This is a genomic window from Deinococcus soli (ex Cha et al. 2016) (assembly GCF_001007995.1).
Lineage (GTDB): Bacteria > Deinococcota > Deinococci > Deinococcales > Deinococcaceae > Deinococcus > Deinococcus soli.
On record NZ_CP011389.1, the window covers coordinates 307,214 to 333,214 of the forward strand.

Annotated in this window: 35 protein-coding genes; 7 read left to right on the forward strand and 28 right to left on the reverse strand. The window is 66.8% G+C overall.

The features are described from left to right. The first annotated feature begins 36 nt into the window (after positions 1 to 36). On the forward strand, positions 37 to 459 hold the full coding sequence (locus SY84_RS01470) for a GNAT family N-acetyltransferase (protein ID WP_046844842.1): 423 nt from the start codon (positions 37 to 39) through the stop codon (positions 457 to 459). A gap of 33 nt (positions 460 to 492) precedes the next feature. Continuing rightward, complete coding sequence (locus SY84_RS01475; RefSeq protein ID WP_162200792.1) at positions 493 to 1,002, forward strand: hypothetical protein; 510 nt, start codon at positions 493 to 495, stop codon at positions 1,000 to 1,002. A 3-nt stretch (positions 1,003 to 1,005) separates the two neighbouring features. On the opposite strand, the gene SY84_RS01480 is transcribed toward SY84_RS01475, so the two are convergent. The 4 genes from SY84_RS01480 to SY84_RS01495 are packed head-to-tail and all read right to left on the reverse strand — an operon-like array spanning position 1,006 to position 3,709. Beyond that, entirely contained in the window at positions 1,006 to 1,443 is a 438-nt protein-coding gene (locus tag SY84_RS01480; protein WP_157882844.1) for a hypothetical protein, read from the reverse strand. A gap of 28 nt (positions 1,444 to 1,471) precedes the next feature. Beyond that, the gene (locus SY84_RS01485) at positions 1,472 to 1,873 is read right to left on the reverse strand and encodes a DUF4259 domain-containing protein (protein WP_046842514.1); all 402 of its coding nucleotides are present in this window, start codon (positions 1,871 to 1,873) and stop codon (positions 1,472 to 1,474) included. Next, positions 1,870 to 3,093 carry a flavodoxin-dependent (E)-4-hydroxy-3-methylbut-2-enyl-diphosphate synthase gene (gene ispG, locus SY84_RS01490; protein WP_046842515.1) on the reverse strand — a complete coding sequence of 408 codons (1,224 nt, stop codon included), beginning with the start codon at positions 3,091 to 3,093 and terminating at the stop codon, positions 1,870 to 1,872. Before ispG ends, SY84_RS01485 begins: the two co-directional genes overlap by 4 nt. Before the next feature lie 46 nt (positions 3,094 to 3,139). Further along, positions 3,140 to 3,709: a TetR/AcrR family transcriptional regulator gene (locus SY84_RS01495; protein WP_245621377.1), complete on the reverse strand. Its 570-nt coding sequence runs from the start codon at positions 3,707 to 3,709 to the stop codon at positions 3,140 to 3,142. A 53-nt stretch (positions 3,710 to 3,762) separates the two neighbouring features. On the opposite strand from SY84_RS01495, the gene SY84_RS01500 reads away from it, so the two are divergent. Further along, on the forward strand, positions 3,763 to 4,056 hold the full coding sequence (locus tag SY84_RS01500; RefSeq protein ID WP_046842517.1) for a DUF2568 domain-containing protein: 294 nt from the start codon (positions 3,763 to 3,765) through the stop codon (positions 4,054 to 4,056). Then, a complete protein-coding gene (locus SY84_RS01505) occupies positions 4,053 to 4,796 on the forward strand; it encodes an MBL fold metallo-hydrolase (protein ID WP_052750998.1) in 744 nt (247 codons plus the stop codon). The genes SY84_RS01500 and SY84_RS01505 overlap by 4 nt, the downstream gene beginning before the upstream one ends. 595 nt (positions 4,797 to 5,391) lie before the next feature. Here SY84_RS01505 and SY84_RS16365 read toward each other — a convergent pair. The 7 genes from SY84_RS16365 to SY84_RS01535 all read right to left on the reverse strand — a co-directional run bounded on the left by SY84_RS16365 (position 5,392) and on the right by SY84_RS01535 (position 8,185). Beyond that, positions 5,392 to 5,553, reverse strand: coding sequence for a hypothetical protein (locus SY84_RS16365; RefSeq protein ID WP_157882845.1), 162 nt, complete (start codon positions 5,551 to 5,553; stop codon positions 5,392 to 5,394). Positions 5,554 to 5,628: 75 nt separating this feature from the next. Further along, positions 5,629 to 5,781 (reverse strand): hypothetical protein, encoded by a 153-nt coding sequence (locus SY84_RS16370; protein ID WP_157882846.1) that lies wholly within the window; start codon positions 5,779 to 5,781, stop codon positions 5,629 to 5,631. 76 nt (positions 5,782 to 5,857) lie between these two features. Then, positions 5,858 to 6,331 (reverse strand): hypothetical protein, encoded by a 474-nt coding sequence (locus SY84_RS01515; RefSeq protein ID WP_046842519.1) that lies wholly within the window; start codon positions 6,329 to 6,331, stop codon positions 5,858 to 5,860. 23 nt (positions 6,332 to 6,354) lie between these two features. After that, positions 6,355 to 6,732 (reverse strand): hypothetical protein, encoded by a 378-nt coding sequence (locus SY84_RS01520; RefSeq protein ID WP_046842520.1) that lies wholly within the window; start codon positions 6,730 to 6,732, stop codon positions 6,355 to 6,357. 88 nt (positions 6,733 to 6,820) lie between these two features. Next, positions 6,821 to 7,489 (reverse strand): glycoside hydrolase family 19 protein, encoded by a 669-nt coding sequence (locus SY84_RS01525; protein WP_081424475.1) that lies wholly within the window; start codon positions 7,487 to 7,489, stop codon positions 6,821 to 6,823. Beyond that, positions 7,476 to 7,829, reverse strand: a complete 354-nt coding sequence (locus tag SY84_RS01530; protein WP_046842521.1) for a hypothetical protein — start codon at positions 7,827 to 7,829, stop codon at positions 7,476 to 7,478. The genes SY84_RS01525 and SY84_RS01530 overlap by 14 nt, the downstream gene beginning before the upstream one ends. Then, positions 7,826 to 8,185: a hypothetical protein gene (locus tag SY84_RS01535; protein WP_046842522.1), complete on the reverse strand. Its 360-nt coding sequence runs from the start codon at positions 8,183 to 8,185 to the stop codon at positions 7,826 to 7,828. Before SY84_RS01535 ends, SY84_RS01530 begins: the two co-directional genes overlap by 4 nt. A gap of 264 nt (positions 8,186 to 8,449) precedes the next feature. Here SY84_RS01535 and SY84_RS01540 point away from each other — a divergent pair, with 264 nt between their 5' ends. After that, entirely contained in the window at positions 8,450 to 8,896 is a 447-nt protein-coding gene (locus SY84_RS01540) for a hypothetical protein (protein ID WP_046842523.1), read from the forward strand. Between the two features lie 170 nt (positions 8,897 to 9,066). Here SY84_RS01540 and SY84_RS16375 read toward each other — a convergent pair whose 3' ends face one another. Genes SY84_RS16375 through SY84_RS01555 form a run of 4 tightly spaced genes read right to left on the reverse strand, consistent with a single transcriptional unit; the run spans position 9,067 to position 10,457 of the window. Continuing rightward, entirely contained in the window at positions 9,067 to 9,252 is a 186-nt protein-coding gene (locus SY84_RS16375) for a hypothetical protein (protein WP_157882847.1), read from the reverse strand. Then, the gene (locus SY84_RS01545) at positions 9,233 to 9,598 is read right to left on the reverse strand and encodes a hypothetical protein (protein WP_046842524.1); all 366 of its coding nucleotides are present in this window, start codon (positions 9,596 to 9,598) and stop codon (positions 9,233 to 9,235) included. The genes SY84_RS16375 and SY84_RS01545 overlap by 20 nt, the downstream gene beginning before the upstream one ends. Continuing rightward, entirely contained in the window at positions 9,595 to 10,056 is a 462-nt protein-coding gene (locus SY84_RS01550) for a hypothetical protein (RefSeq protein ID WP_046842525.1), read from the reverse strand. The genes SY84_RS01545 and SY84_RS01550 overlap by 4 nt, the downstream gene beginning before the upstream one ends. Further along, a complete protein-coding gene (locus tag SY84_RS01555) occupies positions 10,056 to 10,457 on the reverse strand; it encodes a hypothetical protein (RefSeq protein ID WP_157882848.1) in 402 nt (133 codons plus the stop codon). Before SY84_RS01555 ends, SY84_RS01550 begins: the two co-directional genes overlap by 1 nt. 132 nt (positions 10,458 to 10,589) lie before the next feature. Between SY84_RS01555 and SY84_RS01560 the strand changes: the two genes are divergently transcribed. Next, complete coding sequence (locus SY84_RS01560) at positions 10,590 to 10,838, forward strand: hypothetical protein (protein WP_046842527.1); 249 nt, start codon at positions 10,590 to 10,592, stop codon at positions 10,836 to 10,838. 205 nt (positions 10,839 to 11,043) lie between these two features. Here the strand turns inward: SY84_RS01560 and SY84_RS01565 are convergent, their stop codons facing one another. Together SY84_RS01565 and SY84_RS16745 are read right to left on the reverse strand one after the other, a co-directional pair. After that, a complete protein-coding gene (locus SY84_RS01565) occupies positions 11,044 to 11,463 on the reverse strand; it encodes a hypothetical protein (RefSeq protein WP_046842528.1) in 420 nt (139 codons plus the stop codon). Further along, positions 11,451 to 15,281, reverse strand: a complete 3,831-nt coding sequence (locus SY84_RS16745) for a hypothetical protein (RefSeq protein WP_211117121.1) — start codon at positions 15,279 to 15,281, stop codon at positions 11,451 to 11,453. The genes SY84_RS01565 and SY84_RS16745 overlap by 13 nt, the downstream gene beginning before the upstream one ends. Here SY84_RS16745 and SY84_RS16750 point away from each other — a divergent pair. Continuing rightward, positions 15,267 to 16,275 (forward strand): IS630 family transposase gene (locus tag SY84_RS16750; protein WP_211117122.1). Its coding sequence is split into 2 segments (ribosomal slippage): positions 15,267 to 15,734 and positions 15,736 to 16,275, totalling 1,008 coding nucleotides; the frame shifts between segments, so codons are not numbered across the junction. The genes SY84_RS16745 and SY84_RS16750 overlap by 15 nt on opposite strands. Positions 16,276 to 18,492: 2,217 nt before the next feature. Here the strand turns inward: SY84_RS16750 and SY84_RS01580 are convergent. The 11 genes from SY84_RS01580 to SY84_RS01625 form a co-directional block, all read right to left on the reverse strand. Next, a complete protein-coding gene (locus tag SY84_RS01580) occupies positions 18,493 to 19,488 on the reverse strand; it encodes an IS4 family transposase (RefSeq protein WP_081424459.1) in 996 nt (331 codons plus the stop codon). A 126-nt stretch (positions 19,489 to 19,614) separates the two neighbouring features. Further along, positions 19,615 to 20,646 (reverse strand): DUF4062 domain-containing protein, encoded by a 1,032-nt coding sequence (locus SY84_RS16120; RefSeq protein WP_081424478.1) that lies wholly within the window; start codon positions 20,644 to 20,646, stop codon positions 19,615 to 19,617. 48 nt (positions 20,647 to 20,694) lie between these two features. Then, on the reverse strand, positions 20,695 to 21,195 hold the full coding sequence (locus SY84_RS01585; protein WP_157882851.1) for a hypothetical protein: 501 nt from the start codon (positions 21,193 to 21,195) through the stop codon (positions 20,695 to 20,697). Further along, a complete protein-coding gene (locus tag SY84_RS01590) occupies positions 21,192 to 21,413 on the reverse strand; it encodes a hypothetical protein (RefSeq protein WP_046842531.1) in 222 nt (73 codons plus the stop codon). The genes SY84_RS01585 and SY84_RS01590 overlap by 4 nt, the downstream gene beginning before the upstream one ends. A gap of 41 nt (positions 21,414 to 21,454) precedes the next feature. Next, entirely contained in the window at positions 21,455 to 21,892 is a 438-nt protein-coding gene (locus SY84_RS01595; RefSeq protein ID WP_157882852.1) for a hypothetical protein, read from the reverse strand. A 61-nt stretch (positions 21,893 to 21,953) separates the two neighbouring features. Beyond that, positions 21,954 to 22,619, reverse strand: coding sequence for a hypothetical protein (locus SY84_RS01600; RefSeq protein WP_046842533.1), 666 nt, complete (start codon positions 22,617 to 22,619; stop codon positions 21,954 to 21,956). Positions 22,620 to 22,627: 8 nt separating this feature from the next. After that, the gene (locus tag SY84_RS01605) at positions 22,628 to 23,056 is read right to left on the reverse strand and encodes a hypothetical protein (protein ID WP_052751000.1); all 429 of its coding nucleotides are present in this window, start codon (positions 23,054 to 23,056) and stop codon (positions 22,628 to 22,630) included. Continuing rightward, on the reverse strand, positions 23,056 to 23,418 hold the full coding sequence (locus SY84_RS01610; protein ID WP_046842534.1) for a hypothetical protein: 363 nt from the start codon (positions 23,416 to 23,418) through the stop codon (positions 23,056 to 23,058). Before SY84_RS01610 ends, SY84_RS01605 begins: the two co-directional genes overlap by 1 nt. Further along, a complete protein-coding gene (locus SY84_RS01615) occupies positions 23,415 to 23,879 on the reverse strand; it encodes a hypothetical protein (protein ID WP_046842535.1) in 465 nt (154 codons plus the stop codon). The genes SY84_RS01610 and SY84_RS01615 overlap by 4 nt, the downstream gene beginning before the upstream one ends. A gap of 2 nt (positions 23,880 to 23,881) precedes the next feature. Further along, entirely contained in the window at positions 23,882 to 24,856 is a 975-nt protein-coding gene (locus SY84_RS01620) for a hypothetical protein (protein ID WP_157882853.1), read from the reverse strand. A 17-nt stretch (positions 24,857 to 24,873) separates the two neighbouring features. Further along, positions 24,874 to 25,974, reverse strand: a complete 1,101-nt coding sequence (locus SY84_RS01625) for a hypothetical protein (protein WP_046842537.1) — start codon at positions 25,972 to 25,974, stop codon at positions 24,874 to 24,876. Between the last annotated feature and the right edge of the window lie 27 nt (positions 25,975 to 26,001).

A 26,001-nucleotide genomic window follows, 5' to 3' on the forward strand; every position in this document is an offset into this window, starting at 1 on the left:
ATGCCCCACGCGCGGGCGGACGGCACACTGGCGTTCGTGACTCAACCCAGCCCTTCCCTCACGACGTCCCTGGACGGCCTCACGCCTGAACAGTTACACGGCTTTTTTGTGGACTGGCCGAATCCGCCCAGGCCCGACACATTCCTGCGCCTGCTGCGCGGGTCGTACCGGGTCGTGCTCGCCGTGCACGACGGTCAGGTCATCGGCTTCGTGCAGGCCGTCAGCGACGGGGTGCTGACCGCATACATTCCACTGCTAGAAGTCGTTCCCGCGTGGCAGGGCCGGGGCGTGGGCCGCGCCCTGATGACCCGCATACAGGAAGAACTGCGGCACCTGTACGCCGTGGACCTCGGCTGCGACGACCACCTCGTCCCGTACTACGAGGGACTGGGGATGAGGCGGGGCACCCTGATGTTCACCCGCAACTACGAGCGGCAGGACGGGTCGCCCACCGGGTGAAACGGCCGGGGGCTGCGCCGCGTACTGCCCACCGTGGTGACCTTCGATCCGACGCTCCTCCTGTTGTACCCAATGGCCGGACTGCTGGCCGTCACCACGCATGAGTTCGCGCATGTGCTCCTGCCGTTGCGGGCCGGGGCGTCCGGCGTGCGCGTGCAGATCGGCGTGGACGGGGGCCGGTCCGTGGCGCGGTTCCGGGTGGGGCGGGCCGCGGTGGACGTGCGCCGATTCCCGTTCTGGACGGGCCGCGCCCACTGGCATCACGCGGCCATGAGCCCCGCCACCTGGGCGTGGGCCATCGCCCTCGGGCCGCTCAGCTCACTGTCTCTGTGCGCCCTGGGCACGCTGCTGTGGCGCGGCGGAGGCGAACTGACCGGTCCGTTCGGGCAGGCGCTGGCCGTGTTCGCCGGACTTCAGGCCCTCGTGACCGCCGCGCCCGTGCGCTACCCCGCCTGGATGGGCCTGGGCGCTGGCATGCCCAGCGACGGGCGGCAACTCCTCGACCACTGGCGGGCGCGGGGAAGGCAGCAGGCGCACGTTTAACCGTTACCAGTACCGGAACAGCAGGTCGCCGCGCGTCCAGCCCAGGTGCCGCGCGCCCTTCGCCGCGCCGGGTGGCAGGCGGTCCAGGTCGGCGCGGTCGGGTGTCCCGTTCAGCCACGCGGCGTCCGGCACGAGCCAGCCGCGCGCCTGCCACCACCCGGTCACGCCGGGCGGGTTCAGGTACGGCGCGAAGGTTGCCCCCGAATGGGTGGCGGCCGTGAAGGCCAGCAGCGGCCAGTCGGTGTGGGCGTGCAGCCTCACCGCTGCTCCGCCCGCCGCAGGTCGGAGGATCTGACCCCGCACGCCCGTCAGGGGATCGTCGTGTAGCCCGCCGACGAGCACCCAGCCGGATTCGCGGGCGCAGCGGTGCAGGTCGGCGGTCAGGCGCGCCGGCGCGTGAGCGTCCGCGCGGGTCAGGTCGTCCCGCAGCCACGGCAGCACGCCCGGTTCCACCGTCAGCCCTGCATGCTCAGCTCAGCGCGGCGCGGAGGCGCTGGATGTCCTCGCGCCAGGCGTCGGCGTCCTCGCTGTCCTCCCAGAGGTCCGGGAGTTCACTGCCGGGGCCGAGGACGCGCTCCAGGGCTTCCAGGGCGTGCCCGCGCAGGTGGTCCAGTTCGGCGGCGTCCGCGTTCTGCACCCAGGCGCGCAGGGCGGCGTCGGTCAGGGCGCTGGTGTCACCGGTCAGTACGGCGGCCAGCGTCTCGGCGGCGGCAACGGCGCGGTGGCCTTCCTCGGCTTCCAGGTGGTCGTTGTCGGGGTCCAGCGCCACATCGAAGGCTTCCGCCAGGGCGTACGCGCCGTCCTGCACGATCTCGGCGGCGTACTCGGCGGCCGCCTCGTTCTGGAAGGGTCCGACGCCCCAGGCGCTCATGCGGGGGCCTCGGTGCGGCCGTAGCGCTGCTCGACGTATTTTTCCATGAGCTCCTGGAAGTCCTCGGCGATGCGGGGGCCTTTCAGGGTGGTCAGGAGTTTGCCGTCCTGGTAGACGGGCGCGCGGGGGTCCTCGCCGGTGCCGGGCAGGCTAATGCCGATGTTGGCGTGCTTGCTCTCGCCGGGGCCGTTGACGATGCAACCCATGACGGCGACCTGCATGTCCTCCACGCCGGGGTATTTCGCTTTCCAGTCGGGCATGGTGTCGCGGATGTAGTCCTGGATCTTCTGCGCGAGTTCCTGGAAGAAGGTGCTGGTGGTGCGGCCGCAGCCGGGGCAGGAGGTGACCTGTGGGAGGAACTGGCGGATGCCGAGGCTCTGGAGGATCTGCTGGGCGACCTCGACCTCCAGTTTGCGGCTGGCGCCGGGTTCCGGGGTGAGGCTGACGCGGATGGTGTCCCCGATACCCTCGATGAGGAGGGGCGCGAGGGCGGCGCTGCTGGCGACGATGCCTTTCATGCCCATGCCCGCCTCGGTCAGGCCGAGGTGCAGAGGGTAGTCGCACAGCGGGGCGAGCTGGCGGTACACCTGCCAGAGTTCCGGGGCGCTGCTGACCTTCACGCTGATCAGGATCTTGTCGTGCGGCAGGCCGAGTTCCTCGGCGTAGGCGGCGCTCTCCAGCGCGGAGACGACCATCGCGTCGATCATGACGTCCGTGCCGGTCCTGGGGCTCCCCTGGGCGGTGTTCTCGTCCATCAGGCGGGCGAGCACCTGCTGGTCGAGGCTGCCCCAGTTCACGCCGATGCGGACGGGTTTATCGTATTCCTTGGCGACCTCGATCATGGTGGCGAAGTTCGCGTCGTGGTGCTGCCCGGCGCCGACATTGCCGGGGTTGATGCGGTACTTGGCGAGCAGGCGCGCGGTTTCGGGGTATTCGCGCAGGAGGATGTGACCGTTGTAGTGGAAGTCCCCGACGATGGGCACCTCGATCCCGACTTCTTTCAGGCGGGCGATGATGTCGGGGATGGCGGCGGCGGCCTCGCGGGTGTTGACGGTGACGCGCACGATCTCGCTGCCTGCCCGGACGAGCTGCGCGATCTGGATGGCGGTGGCTTCGGCGTTGGCGGTGTCGGTGTTCGTCATGGACTGCACGACGACCGGATGGGCGCTGCCCACCATGACCCCCCCGACGTTGACGCTGACGGTCTGGCGACGCTTCATGCCGCCCAGTGTACGCGCCCCCGTGCGGGACGGGCTGGAAGCGAGGTTACGGGTGCGCGGCGCGTTCCATGCGGTCCAGGATCGCGTTCAGGCCGATGTCCAGGCCGTCCTGCGGCCCGCTGGCACCGTACAGGCCGCTGCGCTGGAGGCTGGCCGCGCCGTGCAGGAAGGTCCAGTAGGCGACGGCGTGCCCGGTGTCGTCGGGGTTGCCGCTCAGCGCGCCGACGTGGGCCAGGAGGGCATTCCAGAGGTGCTTTCCGGCGGTGGTCTTGATGCCGGGGGGTTGTTCGGGGCGCGGGGTCATCAGGAGGTCGTAGGTGTGGGGGCGGGTGTGGGCGAAGTGCAGGTACGCCCGGGCGATGGCGTCCAGAGCGGCGCGGGGGGTCCGGGCATGGGCGGCGGCGGTGACGTCGTCGCGCAGGGCGTCGGCGGCGTGTTCGGCGAGCTGGTTCAGGAGGGCGGCGCGGCTGTCGAAGTGGCGGTACAGGCTGCCGGGGCGCACGCCGAGTGCGTCGGCGAGGGGCCGCATGGCGAGGGCGTCGGGGCCGCCGTGGTCGAGGAGGGTCTGCGCTTCCCGGAGGATGGTGGCCGGGGTGAGTTTGGCGGGGTACGGCACGGTGAACAGTGTACGTCTTGACGCCATTCCGCTGAAGGTGTACGGTGTTCACCATGAAAGCGAACAGTGTTCAGCTTGTGTCGCCGGACCGGGTCAGCGCCGCCGACCTGCTCGCCCTGACCACCGAACCCGCCGTCCTGGCCACCGCGACCACCTTCGCAGCCGTCTGGGGCATCTTCCGCTCCCCCCGCGCCACACGGCCAGCCAGGGACGCCGCGTCGCCCGCGGTGAAACTCGCGGTGTTCAGCCTCGCTGCGCTGGCCCTGGCAGCCGTCGCGGGCCCCCCCCCGGCCGCAGTCTTCCTGGGCGCGGCCCTGCTGAGCACCGTGCACGGCGGCGCGCGGTGACCCGGCCGCCCATCCGGCTGGCCCAGTTCGGCCTGATCAACGCGTACCTCGTGCCCGAACGCGACGGACTGACCCTCATCGACGCGGGGGTGCGCGGCATGGACCGCCGGGTGAACCGCGCCGCCCGGCAACTGGGGCTCCCGCTGCGCCGCGTCGCCCTGACCCACACGCACAGCGACCACGTCGGCGCCATCGACACCCTGATGCGGCACTGGCCAGACGCAGAGCTCCTGGTCGGCGCGGCCGACACCGCCAACCTCGCCGACCTGGGCGTGAGGACCCCACCCACCCGCCTCCTGCGCGGCGGGGACCGCGTGGGGTCCCTGACGGTCATCGACACGCCCGGCCACTCGCCCGGTCACGTCGCGTACCTCGACGATCGGGACGGCGCGCTCTACAGCGGCGACACCTTCGTGAACGTGCCCCGCCTGCGGGTCGCCAGCGTCCTAAACGCCGCCTTCCCCCTGCCCACCTTCGGCACGCACGACCCGGCGCAGACCACCCGCGCCGCCCGCGCCCTGCTGGACGTGCCGCTGCGCACGCTGGCCACCGGGCACGGCCCGGCCATCCCCGACCCGCTGCCCGCCATGCGCCGCGCCGTGCAGGCCGCCGAATCGGGCCGTGAACCCGGCGTGGTCACGCGCACGGTCTCCGGCTGGGTCGGGCACCTGACGCGCCTGGGCACCGACGGCGCGGTGGCGGGCAAGGCCCTCGCGTACCGCAGCGGCCGGACCGGCTGACGCACCGGCCAGAGCAGGAACAGAAGACGGGACCGGTGCACTGTGGCGTCCGGTCCCGTCCGTGGTGGGCGGTGAGGGATTTGAACCCCCGACCTATCGCTTGTAAGGTGCCTTGTGACCACTCAGGCCCGTTCGTGTTGGTTCTATTTCATCCGTGCTCTGGCGGGTGGTTGGGGTGCCGGGGTGAGTGTTTTTCGTGTTGGTTCTCGCTGATTCTGCGGGGGTAGGGGTGAAATGAGGGGTGCCTCTATGCTGCTGGCATGCCGTGCCATACGCCGAGGGTCTTTGTCACCGTGAGTCATGTGGAGACTGGGGAAGTCGTGCGGCAGCTAGGGCCGTATGCCAACGCGGCAGCAGCACGCCGGGCCATCCCAGCATTCACGGGGCAGGCTATGACGTGGGAGCGGATTGCGGAGACGTGGAGGGCGGAGAAGTACCCGCTGGCGTACCACGTGCCTGCTGACGCGCCGGAAGTCAGTGGATAGGGTTGACCAGGGGTGAATACCGCTCTATATTCAAGAAATCAAGGCGGCCTTTGGGTCGCCTTCTTCTATGTGCTGACCCAAGTCTTCAGGTCGTTCCAGCCGCCACTACCCTACGCGTCCGGGCCGTCGCCACGCAGCAGGCGCCACTGCCACGTGCCGCCCTCGCGGGTCATGGTGCCCATCTCTCCGGACGTCCGCTGGGCGTGGTACAGGGTGCGCTCTGAGGAAGTCTGCGGATCGGCGGGGAGTGGGCGGCCGGGAAGGAACGTCATCCGGCCAGGGTACTCCCACCCGAAATGATGAACGGCCCCATCCCAGCGCAGTCCAGGGTGGAGGCGACTACGGACTTACCTGTGCGTCAGGGTATAGAGGAACTCACCGGCAGCCATTCCAGCCGTGAAGATCGCCACGCCAGCCGCGACGTAGAGAAGGGGCGTGGGGACGCGCACCTGTGGAAAGTACCGCTCCCACAGGGTCACGTAGGCGTCTGGACGTTTCATCGCGGCCTTCAGTGTAGGCGATTGAGGGCGCTCCTCACTCGGCAACCGCCTGAGTTGTCCGAGGGTGCGTCGCCCCTCAAAAGTGCATGCGATCTGCCGTCAATCCTGGCGGGAGGAGCCAGGCGCAGACTTCAATCGGTTCTTCCTTGTCCGCCTGGGTGAGCCCCAGGGAGATCGTTCGGTCCGGCAGGAGCCAGTTCGATTGCCCGGTCACGTCCGGCAACCCAATCGCGCCGGCCGCTTCTACCGTCAGGGCGTCCACGTGTAAATGGGCTTGAATCCAGTACTCGTCAATCACGGCGTACGGGTCGTCCAGTTCCTCCTCGGTGTACGGCCCTCGGCCGTCCAGCAACTCCTCCAGCGACTCGGACGCGTACAGGGTGATCTTCAAGTGAGCGACTTCGCCATCTGGCGCGTCACTGTACGAGAGAGATAGGTCGCCGGGCAGCGCGATGCCTTCGCTGGGGACTGCGCTCCAGGAGATGGGCAGGGTCGTCAGGGCAGTCCAGAGGGCCGCGCGATTCTCGGACGCAACAGTGGCGGTGAGCATACGTTCGCAGCCTACCTGTGCACCTACCCGCCGGGGAACAGTCGCCGGAAGGCCATCTCGACGAGCATGGCCGCGAAGGGGCTGTCCAGCAGCAGGCGGAGCCACTGGGCGCTGGGTGGGGCGAACTCACGCACCAGGGACTGCACGACCGCGAGGACGAACGCCGCGCGGGCCGTGCCTGCCAGGACGGGCTTGAGTTCCTGGGCGGCCTGCACCGCGGCTTCCAGCAGGGCGCCCACTTCGGTCCACGTCGCGCCGTCGCGCAGGGCCTGGGCCTTGGTGACGAGGGTGGGGAGGTGCTTGTCGAGCCACGGCTGAACGGTGGGGGCATCAAGCAGCGCTCCGGAGCGGGTGGCGGTGCCGAGGGCGACGATGGCGGACAGGATCGTGAACTGGTTCATGGTGGACCTCGATGTGGCGCGGCCCCCGCGCTGAGGCAGGGGCCGGTGAGAGGGTGGATTGGGAAGCGCCCCATGGGGCACAGCGGGCCTACTCGCGTTCCAGCTGCAGCGCACCATCCGGATACAGGGTGAGGCGTGAGCCGTTGTAGATCGTGGCCTTCCCGTCCCACAGCACGTTCTCCCCAGCCATGTCACGCAGGAACACGCGCGGGATTGGGGCGGACGCCGGCAGGGCGGCCAGCGCCCGGCGGTGGTATGCCTCCCGGTCCGGCAGGCCGTTCAGCCCGCCGTTGATGCGCCGCGTGATGCCCTCGAAATCCCCGGCGTCCGCCAGGGTGTTCAGCTTCCGCTGGTCCCAGTACGCGCAGGCGATCCGCGCGGCTGTACCGGGCTGGGCTGCCAGGTCAGGCTGTGCTTCCAGCGGTAGGCCCAGCAGCGCCCCGTACGTGCGGTAGTTGTGCCGCCCAGTGAGCTGAATCCAGCCGCGGCCCCGGTAGCGGTATCCGTCACCGGGCTGCGTGTTGCCGAGATCCGCGCGACCCTCGTAGCGCCGCTGTGCGGGGGTGGGGCCCCAGATCTCCTCGAGGTACCGGAACCCGGCGGACTCGTGCGCCAGCTGCGCCAGGAACGCCGCCACGCGGGCCCGGGTGGTGATGCCTGCCCGTGTGGCCGGATCGGCGAGGGCAGATGCCACCTGGGCCGCCTGAGCGGCACTGAGCGTGGGCACCAGTGCGCGAATGAGGTCAGGTGTGATCATGCTCTCCCCTTCCCTGCTGAATGAGTCGCGCACGCCGCTCGGTCATGCCGAGGACTGCCCAGATGCCGTCGAGGAGTGCCCAGACGACGAGCAGCAGCGCGGCGCAGTTGCGGTACGTCTCCTCGATCGGGATGAATGCTGGAATGGTGGCCGCCCCGTTCACGTGGCGCCACACGAAGAACACGCCCGCCACGGCGTGCACGAACACGGCGAACAGGCGGCGGGTCCGCTGTTCCGGCCAGGACAGTGCCGTGAGGAGCAGGCGGACCAGGGCAGACAGGAACCACCCGCCCGCCAGGACCGCCCACATGAGTTTCAGCCAGTACCCTTCGATGATCACGTCGCTTCACCTTCCTTCTTCGGCGCCGCGGGGCCGCCGGGGTTCGTGAGTTCGCCGAGGTCGACGTTGTACTTCTGCCCGATGAGCTTCACCGCCGCGCGTAGGGTCCACAGGGGCGGGATGGCCCCGGCGAGCGTGCCGATGGTCGCACAGACGTACTCGTCGAGGCTGGTCAGCTGCGCCAGGAGGACGGTGGTGCTCGCACTGAACACCAGGGACAGCAGGAGGAAGCCGTACAGCTTGGCGCGGTCCTTGGCCATGTCCATGGCGAGGCTCGTGCCCAGCTGAGCGACCAGGCCGAGGCCAGCGGCGCCGAAGGCGAGGACCCAGAGGGGGGGAACGGAAGGTTTGTCCATGAGGCTCCTGGTGAGATGAAGAACGCCCCAACGGGAGTCGTTGGGACGCGAGGAGAACGTGTGGTCTGGTATGGGCCGGGTCAGCAGCGTGGACACTGGGACCCGGCAGTGATTCGCGGCCCACTCCTCACGGTGGGCCGCGCGTTCATGTGCTCTTCCAGAGCAGCGTGGAGAGGCTTGCTTTCAGGAAAGATTTTCCTCATTCCTTGAATAGACAATCCATGTGTTTGACCAAACTCATTACGGACGCGTATAACCCTTGCTATGGCCTATGTCAGATTGAGCGAGCAGGTTCACAAACTGAGCAACCCCCAGCGGAGCGATACGTTCATCAAGCTGTTCCAAGAGGCCGTACGTTCCGGCAAGATCGATGGCGCCTACCTCCCTGAACGCTTCACGATGCCCAAACAGTTCACGCGTAGGGGCAGTGATGACACTTACCAGAAGGACACGCGCGAGATGATCTTTGATCACACGCCGGCGTTCGATGAATGGTTCGAAGAAACGAACCGTGAACTGGCTGCCGCCCGTCGTACCAGCACCATTAAACCCAGCGTGGAAGCCATTGAGTCTGGCCTCGTGGATTTTAAGGATCTCGTCGCGCAGACTCGCCAGAAGATGCAGGCCAGTTACGAGAAAGGGCAGGCGCTCGGGAACAGCCGCAAGGGTGCAGGGCAAGGCAGCGGGACGAAGCGCAAAGACAAGAAGTAAGGTGCGCAGCCTATTCGGCTGATACGCACGGCGTGAGTAGAGTCAGACGTTGAACCTTCACAACGCGGCCCATGCCTCTTCAGGCGGGCCGCGCGTTCGTTGTGCTGGCATGGTGGCCTCGAATGGAAACTGCCCTGGGCTGGGGTCAGAGCGGGCGTGAGAGGCGTGGGTTACTGCGTCTCGGCGGGGAGCGGGACGGCCTCGGCGGACTCCGCAGTCGGCGCGTCGAGCGGCTGCAGCACCGCCGGGTCGTCCGTCCAGCCGCAGGACGGGCACGCCCAGTAGGCGAGGTCGGCACCGGTTTTCACGCAGCGGGTCGCGCAGTTCGGGCAGCGTTTAGGCAGGATTGGGGGCATTGCGGAGCTCCTTCATGTAGTCGAGCAGGTCAGTGATTTCCGTCTGGATTTCGGCGGCTGCGGCTGTGTTTCCACTGGCGTTCGCGCGGTTGTACAGGCGGTAGCGGTCGTCGAGCATCGCCTGCGTGTCCCGCAGGTCCTGCCGCAGGGGCTCCAGCGCCCGCGCGGCCTGCGCGGCCGCCGCCACCTCGCCCGGCGTGGGCGGCGCGACCGGCAGGTCCCAGTGGTCAATCCAACCGTCCACCGCGAGGTGATCGGTCGCCACGCGGTAATCCCGGTAATTGTCCGCCGCCGGGTGCAGGTGCGCCAGAGCCGCCACGAGATCCACCAGGGGGTACCGGGTCATGCGATCACCTGCAGGCTGGCGTGCATCGGGTAGCTCACACTGTCGGTGTTGATGGCGTTCCCGCTGTTCTGGTACGCACACACCTCGAAGTAGTCACCGGGCACGACGGGCACGGCCGCCGTGTCGGCGGGCAGGAGGAACGGCTGACCAGCCATGAGCAGCTCCTGCCCGCCCGGGAAGCGCGCGCCGTTCTTCTTGATGACGCACACGCGGATGCCGGGCGTCCCAGCGCCCAGGTCCTGCAGCGAGACGAATCCCGTGATGCGCACGCGGGACACCCCGGCGGGGACGACCAGGCGCGTGGGGGCAGCCGCGCTCCAGATGCCGTCCGTGTCATAGACCGCCGTCCCCCAGGCAATCGGGGTGTCGGCCGCGTGGGGGACCGGGGTGTTGGTGACCAGGCGGACCAGCGCGCCCCGGAACGCAGTGGGACTGGCGGGTGGCGTGACGATCCGCATCAGCCCACCTGCCAGTAGTCCACGCGGGCAATGCCACCATCGGAGGTGCGGCACCGCGTGACCTGCAACTCCACGCCAGTCAGTTCCACACTGCCGCCCATAGGGATGCCAGGGGAATCCTGGGAGTCCCCGTAGCCGAGCCAGAGCGTGCCGCGCGTCACGCGGAGCAGGGCGCGGTTGGCCCAGGCGGGCACATCGGGAAGAGGGCCGTCCACCACCTGATCCTCGATCAGGGCGTAGGTCGGTTCGGCCCGCACGACCTCAGACGACGTCACTGTGACGGGCACCGGGTTGTCCGGACTGACCGGGCCGCTCGTGCCGTCGCCACGATCCGTGAAGATCAGTGCCACACGCTCAGGCACCCGGAAGAAACTCGCCAGCTGTCGAATCAGATTGGTCATAGAACTCCTCTCCGGCTGCAAGGGACGGCCCCCACCGCGCCGGACGACGGTGGGGGCCACAGGGGCTTCATGAAGGCAACAAACGGTCAGGGTCGATCACTGCTCCGACTGATCGCCGGTACGCTAGAGGGCGTGACTCAATTCATCCGTCGGTGGACGTCGCCTCTCCCTGATGACGTCGTGCCCCCCGTCACCCTGGACAGCGAGCGGGTACGCCTCGCTGCGCTTCTGGCACGCACGTGGGACGGCGAGCGGACCACGCCGATCACACTGCTCACGGAACGCGCGCAGGTCACCACGAACCCCACGTTGCTGCGCGGCGTGATTGATGAGCTGGAGTATCACCTGCGCCTCGAGCACCAGGCCTCCCACCTCTGGTAACCCTCCGGCTGAGACACCGGGCAGGCGACACTGACGTGACCGGAGGTCAGACGGGCGGGCCACCTGCGCTTTCCAGCGCCATGGGTATCCCGTACCACTCGCCCTGGTGGAACACGCGCAGCACTGGCTGGCCGTCCCGAAACTGAACGACGAGAACGGGGTGCCGTTCTCGTCCTGAAGCTGGAGCGCTTTGGTCATGTGGTCCTCACGAGTACCCGTAGGCGAAGAATTGCAGCTGGAGCGTGAAGCGGTCCCCATCCTCGGGGTTTCCGCTGATCCAGTTGCCGGTGTCGGGCTGAATGACGCGCGCCGCCCAGATCCGGACGGCGGCGCGGTCGGTGTAGTTCTCGGTGATCACCGTGTCATCCCCCTGCTGGCACTGCTGGAGGGGCCGCGCGACGTCGAGGGGCACGCCGTTGCGTTCAGGAATGGCGAGGGTCAACTCCCACCCTTCGGCCTCCTGCGCCCGGCTGAGGATCGCGCGGCCCTGCACGCTGCGGCTGCGGCGCACCTCGTCAAGCCGCCGGGCCTGAAGCACGGTGGGCGGTGGGGCGGGCAGCACGGCCAGCCCGTACGGCGTCTGGATCTCCAATTGCAGGGGATACAGGGCGGTCACGGCCGGCACGGGTCCCTCCGCGCCTGGTTCTTCGCCCAGCGTTCAGCGTGCGGCACCAGCTGGTCCCACATGGCCCGGTAGTCGGGCGGGGTGGGGAGTTCCTGGTTCTGCCAGTAGATGGCGTACGTGGTATTCACGGTATCTCCGGGTGTGGGCGTGGAGGTCTGCGGGGTGGGGAGCGTGATGGAGGCCTCACGGAACGCCCTGGCAATGGCGTCCGCGACCAGTTGCCCGCCGTCCCCCAGGCTGCTGAGCACCTGATCGGCGAGGTTCTGCGAGGCGGTGGTCATGGCGCCGCTGATCGCCTCGGCGGCCAGGAGGGGCACCTGATCGCCGCTGCTGCCCCTGGCGTCCTTGGCGAGCTGGTCGGCCATGGTGAGGTTGTCCGCGCCGCGCTCGATCAGGCCGTCAAGGACGCCCTGTGCGGCTTTCACGCCACTGAGCACGCGCCGCTGCTGGGTGTCCACGAGGTTCAGGTAGGGGGCGTAGCCTTCTTTCTGCAGGCGCTGCACCTGTTCCCGGAAGGCTTTCTCCTGCGTGGTGACCTTCCCGAGTGCCTGGGCGATCTGCTCGGCGTTCCCGCTATTGAGGGCCTGTTCCAGCGCCCGCAGCGCCAGCTCCCGCCGCGCCTGAAGTTGCTGGAGACCCTGCGCTTCGCGCTGCACGCTGAAGGGCTGCCCCTCCTGCGGCCGCACGACGTCGCTCAGGCCCTTCACGGCGTCCGAGAGCGTGTCGATGTGCCCCACCTGCCGGGCGTACTCCTCGCCCAGGGCGCGCACGGCGTCCTGCTGGTCACGCAGGGCGTCGGTCAGGCCCGTCAGGGTCCGCTGATCGTCAGCGGTGAAGGTCCCGCCGCTGTTCACGCGGGCCAGCAGGTCCGCCACGTCCTGCCGGGCGCGGGCGACCGCCTGGGTGGTGCGGTCGGCGCGTCGCTCGGCCTCCTGCAGGGCGGTGTCCTGCGCGCCGGCGGCGTCACTCAGACCCAGCAGAGCCTGCTCGATGTCGCGGGCCAGGGCGAGGCGGTCGCGCAGGGCCCGCGTAACGGCCCGTTCCTGCTCGGCCACACCAGCGGAGCCCTCCTCGATCTGAGTGGCGAGCTGCACGCGCTGCGTGTCGCTCAGGCCCAGCGCGTCCGCGTTGGCGAGCCGGGCGCGGTCCACGTCGAGCTGCTGCCGCACGAGGCCCAGTTCGATGCGGGCGGCCGCCACCGCGTCGTCCGCCGCGCCGGTCAGGCGGGCCTGGGCGCGCACGCGGGCCTGCTGCGCGGTGAGTTCCCGGTCCACGAACTCCCCGGCGAGCGCCGCCAGGGACCGCTCGGCCTGCACGAGCCGGGTGGTGGCCTCCACCCGCGCGGCACGCAGACCGTTCAGTTTGATCTCGCCTGCCCCCTGCGCGGCCGCGAGGTCCAGTTGCCGCTGTGCCTCGAGCACTTCACGGGCCGCCAGGGCGAGGCGGTTCTGCCTCGCCTGTACCACCTGCACGTCGGTGAGTGCCAGGGCGTCCAGCCGGTCCGCCTGAGCCTGAGCCACGGCGATCAGGCTGCCCGCCAGTGCCTCGGCGTTCTGACGGTCCTCCTCGGTCGCCTGCGCGAGGTTCTGCTGCAACGTCCACTGCTCGGCCTTCAGGTCCTTCACGCGAGCTTCCGCGCTCGAGCGTCCCTCCAGCGCCCGCAGCTCAGCGTTCACTTCCACGAGGCGGGCCTGATCGATACCCAGCAGCCGGGCACGCAGCGAGGCGCGTTGCTCGTCGGCCTGCGCGACTTTCAGGGCACTCTCGACCTCACCACGCGCCAAATCTCGCTGCCCGGCCAGGAGTTCCCGGTTCGCGGCCTGCTCGGCAGTCAGCACGGCGCGGTTGCGTTCCAACTGCGCGTCCCGGATCACGGCCTGCTGCTCAGCGACTGACTTCCGGAACAGCGCGGTCTGCCCGGGCGTCGGCTGATTGATCAGGCCGAAGGCTTTCTTCAGCTGGCTGATGCGATCCTCAGCGGACTTGATGACGCTGTTGAAGGGATTGGCAGCCTCGCTGCGGGCCGCGGCCACTGCCCCCTTGGGCACCGCGTCTCCGAGCCGGTCACGCAGTTCGGCGGCCCCCGCTGCGGCGTCCGTGACGAGCCCCTTGAACTTCGTCACGCGGTCCAGGTTCAGGTCCTCCACTTTCCCCAGCGCGTCGGTGAGCTGCTCGACCGCGCCGGCGTCCCCAGCGGCTTCCGCTGCGGCGCGGCGAGCCTTGAGGCGCAGGGTGAGGCTGGCCAGCTCCGCGCCAGTCGCGGCGCTGATGCCCTTGAGCTCCCGGTCGAGCACGTCCTGCTGCGCGGCCAGTCGCGCCTCACGGACCCGCTCCTGCACGTCGAGCTGGATCTGCGCGACCTTCTGGGCCGTCTGCTGCTCCAGCAGCCGCACCCGGCCCAGGTATTCCTCCCGGGCGGCGACTTCCAGCGTGCCGCGCTGCTCCTCAGCGTCCCGGGCGTCCCGGAGCTGCTGGGCCAGGGTGCGGCGCAGACCTGCGGTGTCCACCTGCTCCTGCACCTGCGCGGCGCGGGTCCGCAGGGCCAGGATGCCCGGCGCGTACTGCTGCTCCAGGCGCAGCTTGGCGGCGTTGGTGGCACCGGCGACGGCCACCTCGCGGTCACGCTGCTGCTCAGTCACCTGCGCGGCCAGCTCAGCCCCTTCCTGCTGCACCTGAAGCACGCGGGTCAGGGCGTCCCGCGCGGCCTGCACGCGAGCCTCGGTCTTGTCCTGCTCCTCCTGTTCGATCCGCTGCAGGTCCTGCTCGGCGGCCCCTCTGGCGGCGGCCTCCGCTTCCTTCTGCAAGGCCTGGAGTTGCCCGGCCTGGCTCTGGAAGGCCGCGCGGTCCTTGCCCGTGGTGAGCTGGGCCGCTTCGAGGGCTTCCTTGATCTTGGGGGCGTACTGGTCGCGGATATCGCGCAGCTCGCCGTCCAGCTCGGCGCGGCGCTTGGCGACACCGTCCTGCATGGCCGCGACACGGGCATCCTCGACAGCCCGCTGGGCGGAGGCGATCTCCTCCTGGCCGCTTCGGATCTCCTCGGCGGCGCGGGCCCCCAGCGCGGCCTCCTGCACGCGGTCGAGCTTGTCGATGGTCGTCTGGATCTCGGCGCGGATCACGACGTCCTTCTCGTTTTTCAGCTGGTTCTCCAGCTTCTTGCGCTGCTCGCGAAAGTCACGGGCGATGGTGGCCATGTCCTGCGCGAAGTCGCTCTTGGCCTTGATGCGAATGTCGGTGTCCTGCTTCGCCAGTTCGACCTGCTGCTTTTTCAGGGCCTCAAGCACCGGCTTGCGCTTGGCTTCCAGGTCCTGCAGGCGCTGCTGCTGGAGGATGTTCGCGTCGATGGTCGCGCGGTTCTGGCGTTCCAGGCCCAGCGCGGTCGTGAGATTCTTGATGCGGTCCTGGATGGTCAGGGCCGCGCCGCTGTCGCCGATGCTCTTGGCGCGGCTCAGCGCGGCCTGCTCGACGGCGAGTTCCTTCTCCAGCTGGAGCGTGCGGAGCTTGCTGGACCGCAGGTCCTTGTCCTTCTCCTCGCGGGCCTTTGCCAGGGCGTCGGCCTGCTCGCGGGTGACCTTGTTGAAGACCTCGTTCCGGGCCTGCTCGATTCGCAGTTCATTCACCTGCCCCTGCGAGTACCCGCTGAACGCCTTCAGGCTGAAATTCTGGACGTTCTCCCCGATGGTCAGGCCGTTCAAGGTCTTGATCTTCTGGATGAGGGCGCCCACGCCGTACCCGAGGGCCAACACGATGCCGTACAGCCCGGCTTTATTGATAACGATGTAAATACGAGCTGGTATGCTGGAGGTGTGGCCGAATGGCATCCATCCAAATACTCCCGGGCGCAGCTGGAGGAACGTCGACTGGCGGCGACCCCCTGGCTTCAAGGGGGCCAGCATTCACAGCAGGCGATTGCCGATCACTTCGGCGTGTCCGTACACACCGTCAGTAACTGGAAGAAACGTCTGAAGCGCACCGGCAGTCTCCAGGCAACGGTGACGACAGGACGCCCCTCGCGACTCACCGCCGCCCAGCTTGAACAGGTCCGCACCCTCCTGCGGGAGGGTGCGCTGCACCATGGCTTCCCTGACCCGACCTGGAGCACCAGACGAGTCGCAGACCTGATCGGGCGGCACTTCGACGTGTGGTACCACCCCGATCACGTCCGGAGAATGCTTCGGCAGCTGGGGTTTACGCCCCAGATGCCGGATGGACGGGCAGCAGAACGCAATGAACTCCGGATCGCGTCCTGGAAAGAACAGGTGGCTCCGGAGTTGGGAAAAAAAGGTCGCGCAGGGCGCCACCCTGGTGTACCTGGATGAGGTTGGCTTCTCGCTGAAAGGCGTGCGAAGACGAACGTGGTCGACCAGGGGCGTGACGCCCCTGGTCATACTCCCGGCCAACTGGGAAAAACTCTCGACGATCGGGGCGATCACTTCGGACGGTCGATTCTTCCAGCACACGAAGCCTGGGGCGATCCGGAGTGGGGACGTCACCCGGTTCTTCCAGCATCTGTTGCGCCATGTGCAGGGGAAGATCGTGGTGGTGCTGGACAACGCGGGCATTCACCGAGCGAAGGCAACCCAGGCGTTCGTGGAGCGCCACGAACGCCTGTCGCTGGTGTTTTTGCCGCCGTACGCTCCGGAATTGAATCCGATCGAGCTGGTGTGGGCGTACGTGAAGCGGAATGTGCTGGGGAACTTCTGTGCCCGCTCAGTGGGCATGCTGAAAGCGAAGCTGACGACGGCTTGGCAACGGGTTCGGTACATCGACCTGCCTCAGCATTTGATGGACTCAAACTTATGCCGTTATCAATAGTGGCCGGACTGGCAGCCATGCTCACTGCAAAACGCCCCAGCGCCGCAGCACCATTCTTCAATGGGCTCACGACGCTCTTGGCGCCTTCGCTGATCTTCGTCCACAGGCCGGGCTGCTTCCCGATCTCGCTGATGTCCTTCAAGCCCTTCCCAAGCTGAGCCGCTTTCGGCGCGGCTGCCCCCGCTGCGCCGCCCAGTTCCGCCACGGCACCCGCGGCCGCGCGCTTCCCGGCCACTTCACCCACCTTCGTGAACAGGCCCACGCCGCTGCGTAGCAGCCCGAACAGTGGACTGAGCAGCAGCCGCGCCCCGGCCAGGACCGTGCCCCACACGACGAGGTTCGCGATGCTGTCCTTCACGGCAGGGTCCAGCTCGTTGAAGGCCTTCAGGAAGTTGGTCAACTGCTTGGCGCCGTTGGTCACGGCGGGCAGCAGCGCCTCCCCGAGCTGCTTCTGAGCCTCGCGGTACTGCTGGCTGGCTTCGCCCAGGTTGCCCCCTACCCCTTCGAGGATGGTGTCCGCTTCGCGCAGGTCTTGGGTGGCTTCCTTGCGCAGCTGAATCAGGTACGCCTCTGCCTTCTGCTCGCCGATCAGGGCGTCAGCAGCCACGCCGATGCTCTTGGCGTACTGCTGCCACGCGGTCGCCTGGTTCGCGGTGATGCCGTACTGGTTGCTGAGCACGGTGGTACCCAGTTGCACGTCGCTTGCCAGGGCGTCCACGGCGCCGTTCACGTCCTTCGCGGCAACCAGGGCGCTCGCGCCGTACAGTTCCAGGGTCTCCTGCGCCTGCTTCAGCGTGTACCCGTTGTTCAGCAGGACTTTCGTGGTGGCCTCAATGGCGGTGGGCACCACGTTGAAGCGACTCGCGAACTTGTCGACGAACGTTTCGGCGGCCGCCACGTCCTGGTTCTGCCGCTGGAGGGTCTTCTGGAACGACTGGCTGCTCAGGCGGGCCTGTTCGTACCCGCGCACGAGTTGCACGATGCCGTTCACGTTCCCCTGCGGGTTCTGGAAGATCTGCGTCTGGTCGAGCGCCGTCTTGAACTGACTGGCGATGCCCAGGCGACTCATCTGCCCGGTCGCGCCGGTGATCGTGCGCTGCAGCTGCTCGGTCGTCAGGGCCAGCTTGCGCACCTCGCCACTGGCGGCGCCGAAGGTCTGCTCGGCGATGGGCCGCAGCTCCCGCAGTTCCCGCTGAAGGGTCTCGACGCGGCCCTGGAGCTGCGCGACCTCCTCGTCGGTGATGTTGGCCGCTGTGCCCGCCGCGATGAAGTCCGATCGGAGGATCGCCGCCTCGTTGTGGATCTCCACGAGGCGTTTCTTCAGCGCGTCGGCCTTGGCGATGTCGTCGGTCCTGGGTCCGACTGGCGCGTTCGGCGCGGAAGGCGCGCTAGGGACGGTCACTTTCGGCGCCGTGACCGGGCGGCTGCCGGGCGTCAGTCCCGCCTCGCGCAACTTGCCCGCGAAGTCCTCGAGCTGCTTCAGGGAGTCGCCCAGGTCAACGCGGGGCTTCACGACGATGGCCACGTCGCCCAGGTCGGTCAGTCGCTTCTCGAACTGGTCCAGTTTGCCGAAGAGGTCGGTGAGGTCGGCGGTGCCTTGAAGGTTGAGATCTTGCATGGTGGCTCACCGCCTTTCGCGGGTAGGGGTGGAGGTGTAAATCGCTGTCTTATCTGAAGAACGGGACTCATGTTGGTCGTGATGGGCTGCTATGGAGGTCTCGGAGGGATGTCGAAAAGGCAGGTAACGACTCTCAGCAAACAGATCTTTCCGATAGGCGCGAAGCCCATCGGTAAAATCGTGTAGACGATACCGAGTGGGCCTGGGTTGTTGCTGTTCGACTGCTGGAAACTCGCCAGAACGCTCAATTTTCATGCGTCTCGGCTGGGGCGCAAAGCGAGACGTACGATGCGGTAAAGCTCAGGGATGTGGATTGAAAGGCTTCTACGCCTACGGCCATTTGGGTTGGCAGCACACATCTCTACACTACCCTATTGATTTTTTCGCATGCTCATTGTCACCACAGCGGATCTAATTATAAAAGAATTCTAACGTATTATGTTTATCACATATATTTTAAGTGATATATTCATATTAAAACGAGTAAATATTGATTAAAGGCAAGTTGAATGATTCAACTCAAACTTAAACTACTTTTACTCCAATTGGGCATCTATACCTCTCATCCGAGTTTCTATGTACGCTTTGTGTCCTAAATCTCAGCACCTGACACTTCGGGAAACTGACGTGCTGGCGGTTGGGAACGGCATTCCGAGGAGCTGTAGACAGTCACAGAAGACCTCGCCGCCCCACCGTGCCGCTTGACTCAGGATCTGCCACCCGATCCGCGTCACGCTCACGACCGCTCGCCCACGCTTGTCCTGACGAGGGGCGTGAGTTTCTGTCCGCTGCGCGCCGATCCGCGTCATCCAGGCCAGCGCAATACAGAGCAGGCCAAAGAGCCGAGAGATGCGCTCTGGAGCCGTCATGTGCGTGGCCTCCAGATTCAGCCCGCGAGCTTTCAACGCGGAGAACGCCGATTCAATCGCCCACCTGAGCCGATAGGTCCGCAACACATCCAGGACGGGCAAATCTGAGGCCACGATCACCCTGTCCCCCGCAGGGGACAGGGTGATGACCACGTGCATCCAGCCCCCATAGACCCACGTCCGCTCGAACAGGGTGCGCACCTGTCCCAGTTGCAGCGTCGTGAACAGGTCTCGCACCAGTTCATCCTCGATTCTGGTGTTCTCCCGGATGCGGATACAGTGCCGGATGCGTTTCCAGCGCAGGAACGAGCACCACTCGCGCCCCACGAACTCCCGGTCTGCGATCAACACGGCCCAGCGGCGAGCTGGCATCACCTTGAGGAGCCGGGCAACCAGGAGGATCCGGGCAGCAGTGCAGCTGTTGCCTTGATGCGGCAGGATCGACCAGACGAGGGGAATCACCGCGCCCCCAAGCAGAACGCCCAAGACGAGGATGTTCAGCGGCGTCTGACCGTAATGCCACGTGGTGCGGTCCATGATCAGGGTGAGCTTGCCGTCGGGCAGCAAGGGAAGCAAGACGTCACAGACGTCCTGCGGCGTGAGCTGAGCGTCGTGAAACACGCGGGCCACCGTCCGGGTTTTTGATTCCAACGTGGCTGATCTGGGGAGGTGAAGCGCGATCTTGCGGTGAAGCGTGGACTCGGCCTGGAGCACGGCCAGGAGCACTTCGGCAAGACGACGGAGCGCGTCCGTACGGCGGTGTGGCCAGCGAGTGTGCAGGTAGGTGGCCAACGTGTCAGCATGGAAGCGGGCAGTATCGGGGCTCGTCACAGACCCAGATACCGCCCTTTGTCATGTCGCACTGCGTTCAGGACGCCATTTCTCGTGAAGTGTCAGGTGCTGAGGTCCTAAATTTGACAGAGAAATGAATGGCTTCGCCTCATAGTCCCACTCTTCGTACTGCTCGATTTGATATTTGATTATCTCCATCCTACTAAACAATCTGATCATATGTTCTGTATACTTAACGAGAGCCTCCCTATTTTCCTTCAATCTATCAACAAAACTTAGAATTTCCATTTCATTCAAGATAGAATCAGCTATAGACTCATATAGTCCATCAGCCAAAAATTTTCCATGTTCCAGATGACTCGCCACACGAATAAACATTGCAATAGGTTTGAATTTAATAGACACGGGGCCACTTAGAGATGTAACATTAAAATACATTTTATCCAATTTTTCATTTTCCAAAATATGCAGAATCTGGTCTACTTCTTCCCCCCCGTACACAGTAGGCTTCTGACCAATAATGTCTTTCAGACGGGAATTTTCCTCACTTAGTCGAGCCAATTCCTCCATAACTCCAACGCTATTTATTGGAAATGGTCGAATCCAACCTGGGCGAGGATCGTCGCTAAATGTATTAGTAAGCGCCGTCATTACTACGTATGGCAGATCAGCCTTGCTTTTCCAGAAAGCAACTTGACGATCTTTTGAAGCACTTGCCCTGAAAGATCTTAGACGCATCACGGCATCCGCCTCAGTATCAGTATAGTTGCCGGGCCAACTAGCGTTTTCCTCAAGGAGAAACACGAGCACCGGCACTTCTTTCTCAACCGCATACCTGAATTCTTGTTCTGTGTAACCAAGATTAACAGCTTCATTGATTGAGCCATAGCGTCGGGCAATCAACAGGACGTAGTAGTCGGCAGCGTCGATGGTCTTGGTGATGACTTTCCATGAGCTCGCGTTCGCTGCACCGAAAGCCTCCATGCCGAGCGGAATATGTCCAGCTCGCATAATGGCCTGAATGACCGCATTCCGCTCGTCAATCATATCGGTGTAGGTACTGCTAACGAATACGGTGTATCGCTTATCCATGTCCTTGCAGATTAAACCGCCCCCGATAGCAGGTGCGGCTTTTTTGCTTCACTGCCACGCCCTGAACCACGTGCCCTTCACGTCCAGGCGTAAGCGTTCCAGCATCCAGACGAGTGCGCGCGTGTGCGCGAGGCTTGGCTGGGTGTAGTTCACGCCACTGCGGCCCGTCACCAGGGGCGTGGGTTGCGCGCCGGGCGCGGAGGCCCGCTGCTGGGCTTCTGCGGGGCTGGTGCGGTCGCCGTAGGTGCCGTACTCGACCAGCGGCGCGTAGGGGGCGGTGTTCCAGACGCGGAACTGCACCAGCCCGCGCCGGGCCCGCTTGGCGGTGACGTGCAGGCCGCGAAGCAGGTTCTCAGACCGGGCGTATGCTCCGGCTTCGGTGCCGTACACGGTGACGTTCAGGCCCAGGACGGCCATGCCGAGTCCCTGCTGCTCCAGCTGCTGCGCTCGCTGCTCGACCAGGGCCGCCAGGAGCTTCTTGCGCCGCTTCACGTCCTCCCGCACCGCGCGGGCGTTCGTGCCCAGATGCACGCCTCGCCGCCGGGTCACGGCGCACCCATGAGGTGCTTCATGGCGGCCGCCACCTGCTCGCTCGCCTGTTCTTCCAGGGTAAGGGGCGCACGGCTGGCGCGTTCCAGGGACTTCAGCAGCTTGAGCAGCGCCTTACCGTCCTTGCCGGGGTGGGCGGCGAGGTAGGCGTCGTGCAGGCGCACCTTCCGGTCACGGGCGTCGAGGCGCCCACGGGCTTCCAGGATTCCCGTGATCACGCCGGGCGGGTAGGTCAGCAGTTTCTCTGCTTCGCTGGGGTTCAGCTCGGCGATGAGTTCGGCGAGGGTGAGGTTCCGGCCGCGCTTTCGCGGGCGCTGACGACGGCCTGCTGCCACGCTCCCAGCAGGCCGAGCAGTCCCCCCGCGACATCACCCAGCCGGTTCAGTTCGAAGATCGCGTTGGCGATCACGGGCAGATCCGCGACGGTGAGGAGCTCGGCGTCCTCGGGGTTCACGAGGCTGGCCTGCACCACCCGGCGCAGCAGGCCCAGGGACCGCGCGTACTGCGCGTCCCGCTCCTCAGGGGTGGCAGCGTCCAGGCCTTTCACGCCAGAGAGGAACAGGCGCAGGAACGCGAAGAAATCCGCCATGTTCGCCTCGACGGTCAGGAGACCCCAGGCGCGGACGATGACGGTCACCTCGCACTGGAGCGTCACGCTGCGTTGAATGCTGGCCAGCATGTTGGTTCGTTCAGTCATTGTGGTGTCTCGATTTGAAAGGCCCCCGCCGCGTAGGCGAGGGCCAGGACAGGAACAGGGATCAGGCGGTGGTGACGGCGTCGAACAGGTCGTACAGGAAGCGATCGATCTCGGCTTTCGGCACGAGGTACACGACGCCTTCGGGCGTCTTCTCGCCGTTCATGTCGACCAGGCTGACCGGGGCCACGAAGTCATTCGCGGCCTGGATGGTCGCTTCGAATTCGAAGGTCTCGAAGCCATCCTCCTCGCCTTTGCCGGTGCCGCGCAGGGACACGCTCGGGTAGTAGGCGATTAGGCCCGTGCCCGCGTCGGGTTCGAACACCACGACCGCGTCGCAGGTGGTGGCCTTGCCGGTGTCCTCGACGGCCTTGATGGCCGCGTTGGCAGCCGCGCCGGTTTTCGCGGCGCTGCCGTAGAACAGCGGGATGATGTCGAGGCTGCTGGTGCTGCCGGTGAAGAAGTTGAACGTGCGGGTGCGGTTGGCCAGCTGGCGCTTGAGCGTCTGCTCCGTGCCGTACAGGTTCGCCTTGAACTCGCGGAAGGTCTCGTCGTTGCTGGGTTCGTAGCCTTTGGTGGCGCCCAGGGATAGGAACTCCCCGGCGGCGTTGACGGCGCCGTTGACGTGCGGGCGGACGTACATGCGGAAGCCGCGCGTGACGATCTGGGATTCATCGGCTGCGCCGGGGTTCTTGACGAATTCGTTGTAGTCAGTGGCAGGTAGCGTCATGGTGCTCCTTAGCCCTTCCGGGCGGTGAGGATGAAGGTGCCAGCCCAGGCCGCGTGAACGCTTAGGGCGCGGCTGCTGGGCGGCGTGGTGAGGGTGTACCGGGTCTGCTGTCCGCCTGCGCGGCTGCTCACAGCGCGGGCGGCGGTGTGGGCGAGGGCGTCCGCGGCCGCCCGGGTGGGGGCCACGCACGCGACCTGAATGAGGTACTGGTGGCCCAGTCCGGCGGACAGGCCTTGCGGCGCTTCCACCTGCACGTACCCCTGTGGGCGGGCGGTGAGGTACGCCCCCAGGCCGCGCTCTCCGCCGCCGACCTTCGGTCGCCCCTGGGCATCCTTCGTGGTGGTTGCGGTGAAGGGTTCCTGGGCTTCCTCGGGTAGCAGGACTGGGGTGCCCTGGGGAAGCGTTGCGAGCAGCAGGTCGCGCAGGTGCTCGACCATCACGGCCTCCGGAGGGCGCAGGTGCCGAGGCGCTGGCCGGTGAAGTCGCTGGGCTGACTCCACTCCAGAATTTCGAGCGTCCCGTCATCCCAGGCGGCCGTCGCACCCGGCACGGGCACCGTGTCGTCCGGGTGGACGGTCAGCAGGCGCAGGTCGGACGTGGCGATTCCCTGGGCGTTGGTGAGTTGTCCCATGCGGGCCAGAGCTTTTGGGTCGATGCGCTGTGGGTCCCGCACGCTGCACCGGACATCCCAGGTGTGCGGCCCCAGGCGGAAGGTCAACTGATGCCGGAACCGCAGGGCCAGCATCTCAGGGGTGGTGGTGGCGTCCACGCCCTTCTGGATGGCGTCCTGTAGGCTCACGCGCCCTCCCCGCAGGGCCGGGTGATGCGGAACACGGGTTCGGTGTTGCCACCGGCCACCATGCCCGCTAGGGGCGACGGCACGAGGCGGGAGCCGCCCCCGGTGAGGGACGAGGCCTGCTTCCGGAGGCGTTCGGCGCGCGCGCACCACGAGGAGGCCGTCACGCTGTCCACGGGCGTCGAAGCGAAGAACTCGGTTTCCACCTCGCCTTCCACCTTCACGCGCTTCACCGCGCCGGCGCTGGTACCAGCGGCCTGCTGGGACGCCCTCAGGCACGCGGCCTCCAGCACGTCTGCCGCCACGAGCCGCAGGTCCTGGTGGACGATCCACGCGGCGTACAGATCCACGCGGTCATCCTCCGGTACCTGGGCGTCGTGATAGTTCAGCGCGGCAGCGGTCGCGTACGTCCTGACGGCCGTCAGCTGCTCCGGGGTCAGGGTGATCGGTGCAGGCGCCGTCACGATCAGCCCTCCGGAGCGGGCGGATCAGCTGGGGCTAGTGCGGTAACGGCAGCGAGGATCTTGTCCGCACGGCTCGCCCCGATGGCGTCGAGCGCCATGAGGTTCGCCCTCCCCTGCTCACCGTCCACCAGGATGCGCAGGCCGGGCAGGGTCTCCACGCCATTCTGCGCGAGCTGCTCAGCGGCCGGGAAATCGCCGGGAATCACCTCGCCGTTTTCCCGGACGGCCCTGACCAGCAGCTCCAGGAACGTGATCCGCTCCTCCAGTTTGTCGACCAGCGCCAGCTGCACCTCACTGGCCTGAGCGTGCGTGGCGGCGGCTTCCGCCACCCGGTTCTGCTCGAACGCCAGGAGGCGCGTCGCGGGGACGCCCGGCAGCAGGTCCTCCAGGCGCACCTGCTGCATGCCCGGGTGCGGCTGCCCGTCCTCCGCGAGCGGCCGCACCCGGGCGGACTGGACATCACCCGGGTTGTCGAGCCCTTCGAAGGTCATGAGTTGCGGCGCGCCGTCCGCGTTCACCCACACGACCAGACTGCCCTCCTGCCACAGCGAGGCAGGCCCGCTCTGAGCGCCGAGGTCCTCAATCAACCGCAGCGTGGGCTGCTCAGGCAGCAGGCTGTCCAGGCGCACCACGACCGGGTTTGGGTCGTCCTCGAATTGCACGGCAGCCACCGCTGCGCCCACAGGGACGTCCAGGGCTTCCGCGTCATCCTCGGAGGCCTGCGCGCGAGTCAGGAACGCCGCGAGGCTGTGCGCGCCGTCCATGCCAATGAAGACCACCCGCTGACCCTGAGTGAAAGCGGGGGTGGACAGGTTCTGCGGTGTGGCCGCAAACCCAGCGTGCGCCGGGCCAATCTGACCAAGGCGACGCATCAGGCGGTAGTCGCGTCCCGGCTCCAGCGGTACCGGATCGCCCGGCTGAAGCTCCTGACGACCGAACCGCAGGGGCCTCAGCGCGACGTAGTGTTCTTCACTCATGGTGACCTTCCCGGGACTTACCAGTCCGCTGCGCTCTGCTCGACCACGTCGCTGAAAATCATGCCCAGGTCGGGTGCCACCACGTTGAACGTGGCCGCCGTGTGGGCCTGCACCCAGCGGACGCCGCTGCGGTCGTCGTACCCGCGGCGCAGCAGCGCCAGCGTGTCCGCGATGCGCTCCTGGTCACCTTCGAACTGCTCGTACAGGTTGCTCCAGACGAACATGTACCCTCCGCTGGGCTGCGTGCGGCTGGGGCGGGGCGCGGCGTACGTCAGCAGCATGGCCTTGGGGTCCACGCGGTACTGGAAGTCGTCCCCCAGACCTTCCAGCGCCTTGTTGTACGCACCGTCCGCCACGAGCACGCGGTCCACGTCAAGGTACCGGGCGATCAGGTTGCGGTCCGCCACGCCTTCCTGCACATACTTCACGCGGTCCACGATGTCCTCGTTGAAGACCATGGCGGCGTACACATCCGCGCCCAGCACAGCGACGTTCGGGCGGCGCCCCGTCATGAGCTTCATGCGCTGGGAACGCCCGCGTACCAGTCGGCCGGGCGTCGCGCCAGGCTGGTCGAACTGCAGGAACTCGGGCGTGTCCGCCGCCTGATTGGGGTTACTGTCCACGCCCTGGTAGTGGAAGCCCCACCCGGCGTCCACGCGCAGCGCCTTGTCAATGAAGCGCAGGTCGAGGTCCAGGCGGGCCTGCCCAGCGAGGTACAGCGCCGCGTCCTCCTCGGGCTGGAGGGGGTTGCGGGCGTTCGCGCGGTCGTTGGGCGTGATGACGCGCTCGAGGCTGCGGTGGAAGACCTTGTAGTCCCCTTCGTCCTGCTTGACGTGCGCGATGTTGGGGCGGTCGCCGTACGCGTGGTCGCGGAACTCCGGCTTGAGCAGGCTGCCACGGTCCCAGACGGTGTAGCTGCCCCGGTCGCGCTGCACGTCCACGCGGGGGAAGACCTGGGGCGCCATGAAGTCCTGATCGGCCTCGATGTCGTCCACGGCGAGGTCCGTGAGGTAGCGGTCGTTCTGCCCGCTGCGGTACTGAGGGGGCAGGGGGCCGGTGGTGTCGTCGTACGCCGCGTGCAGGGCGCCCATCAGTAGTGCGTGACCGATTTTCAGCATGTGAGTCCTCCTGGAACTGGGGGGAAG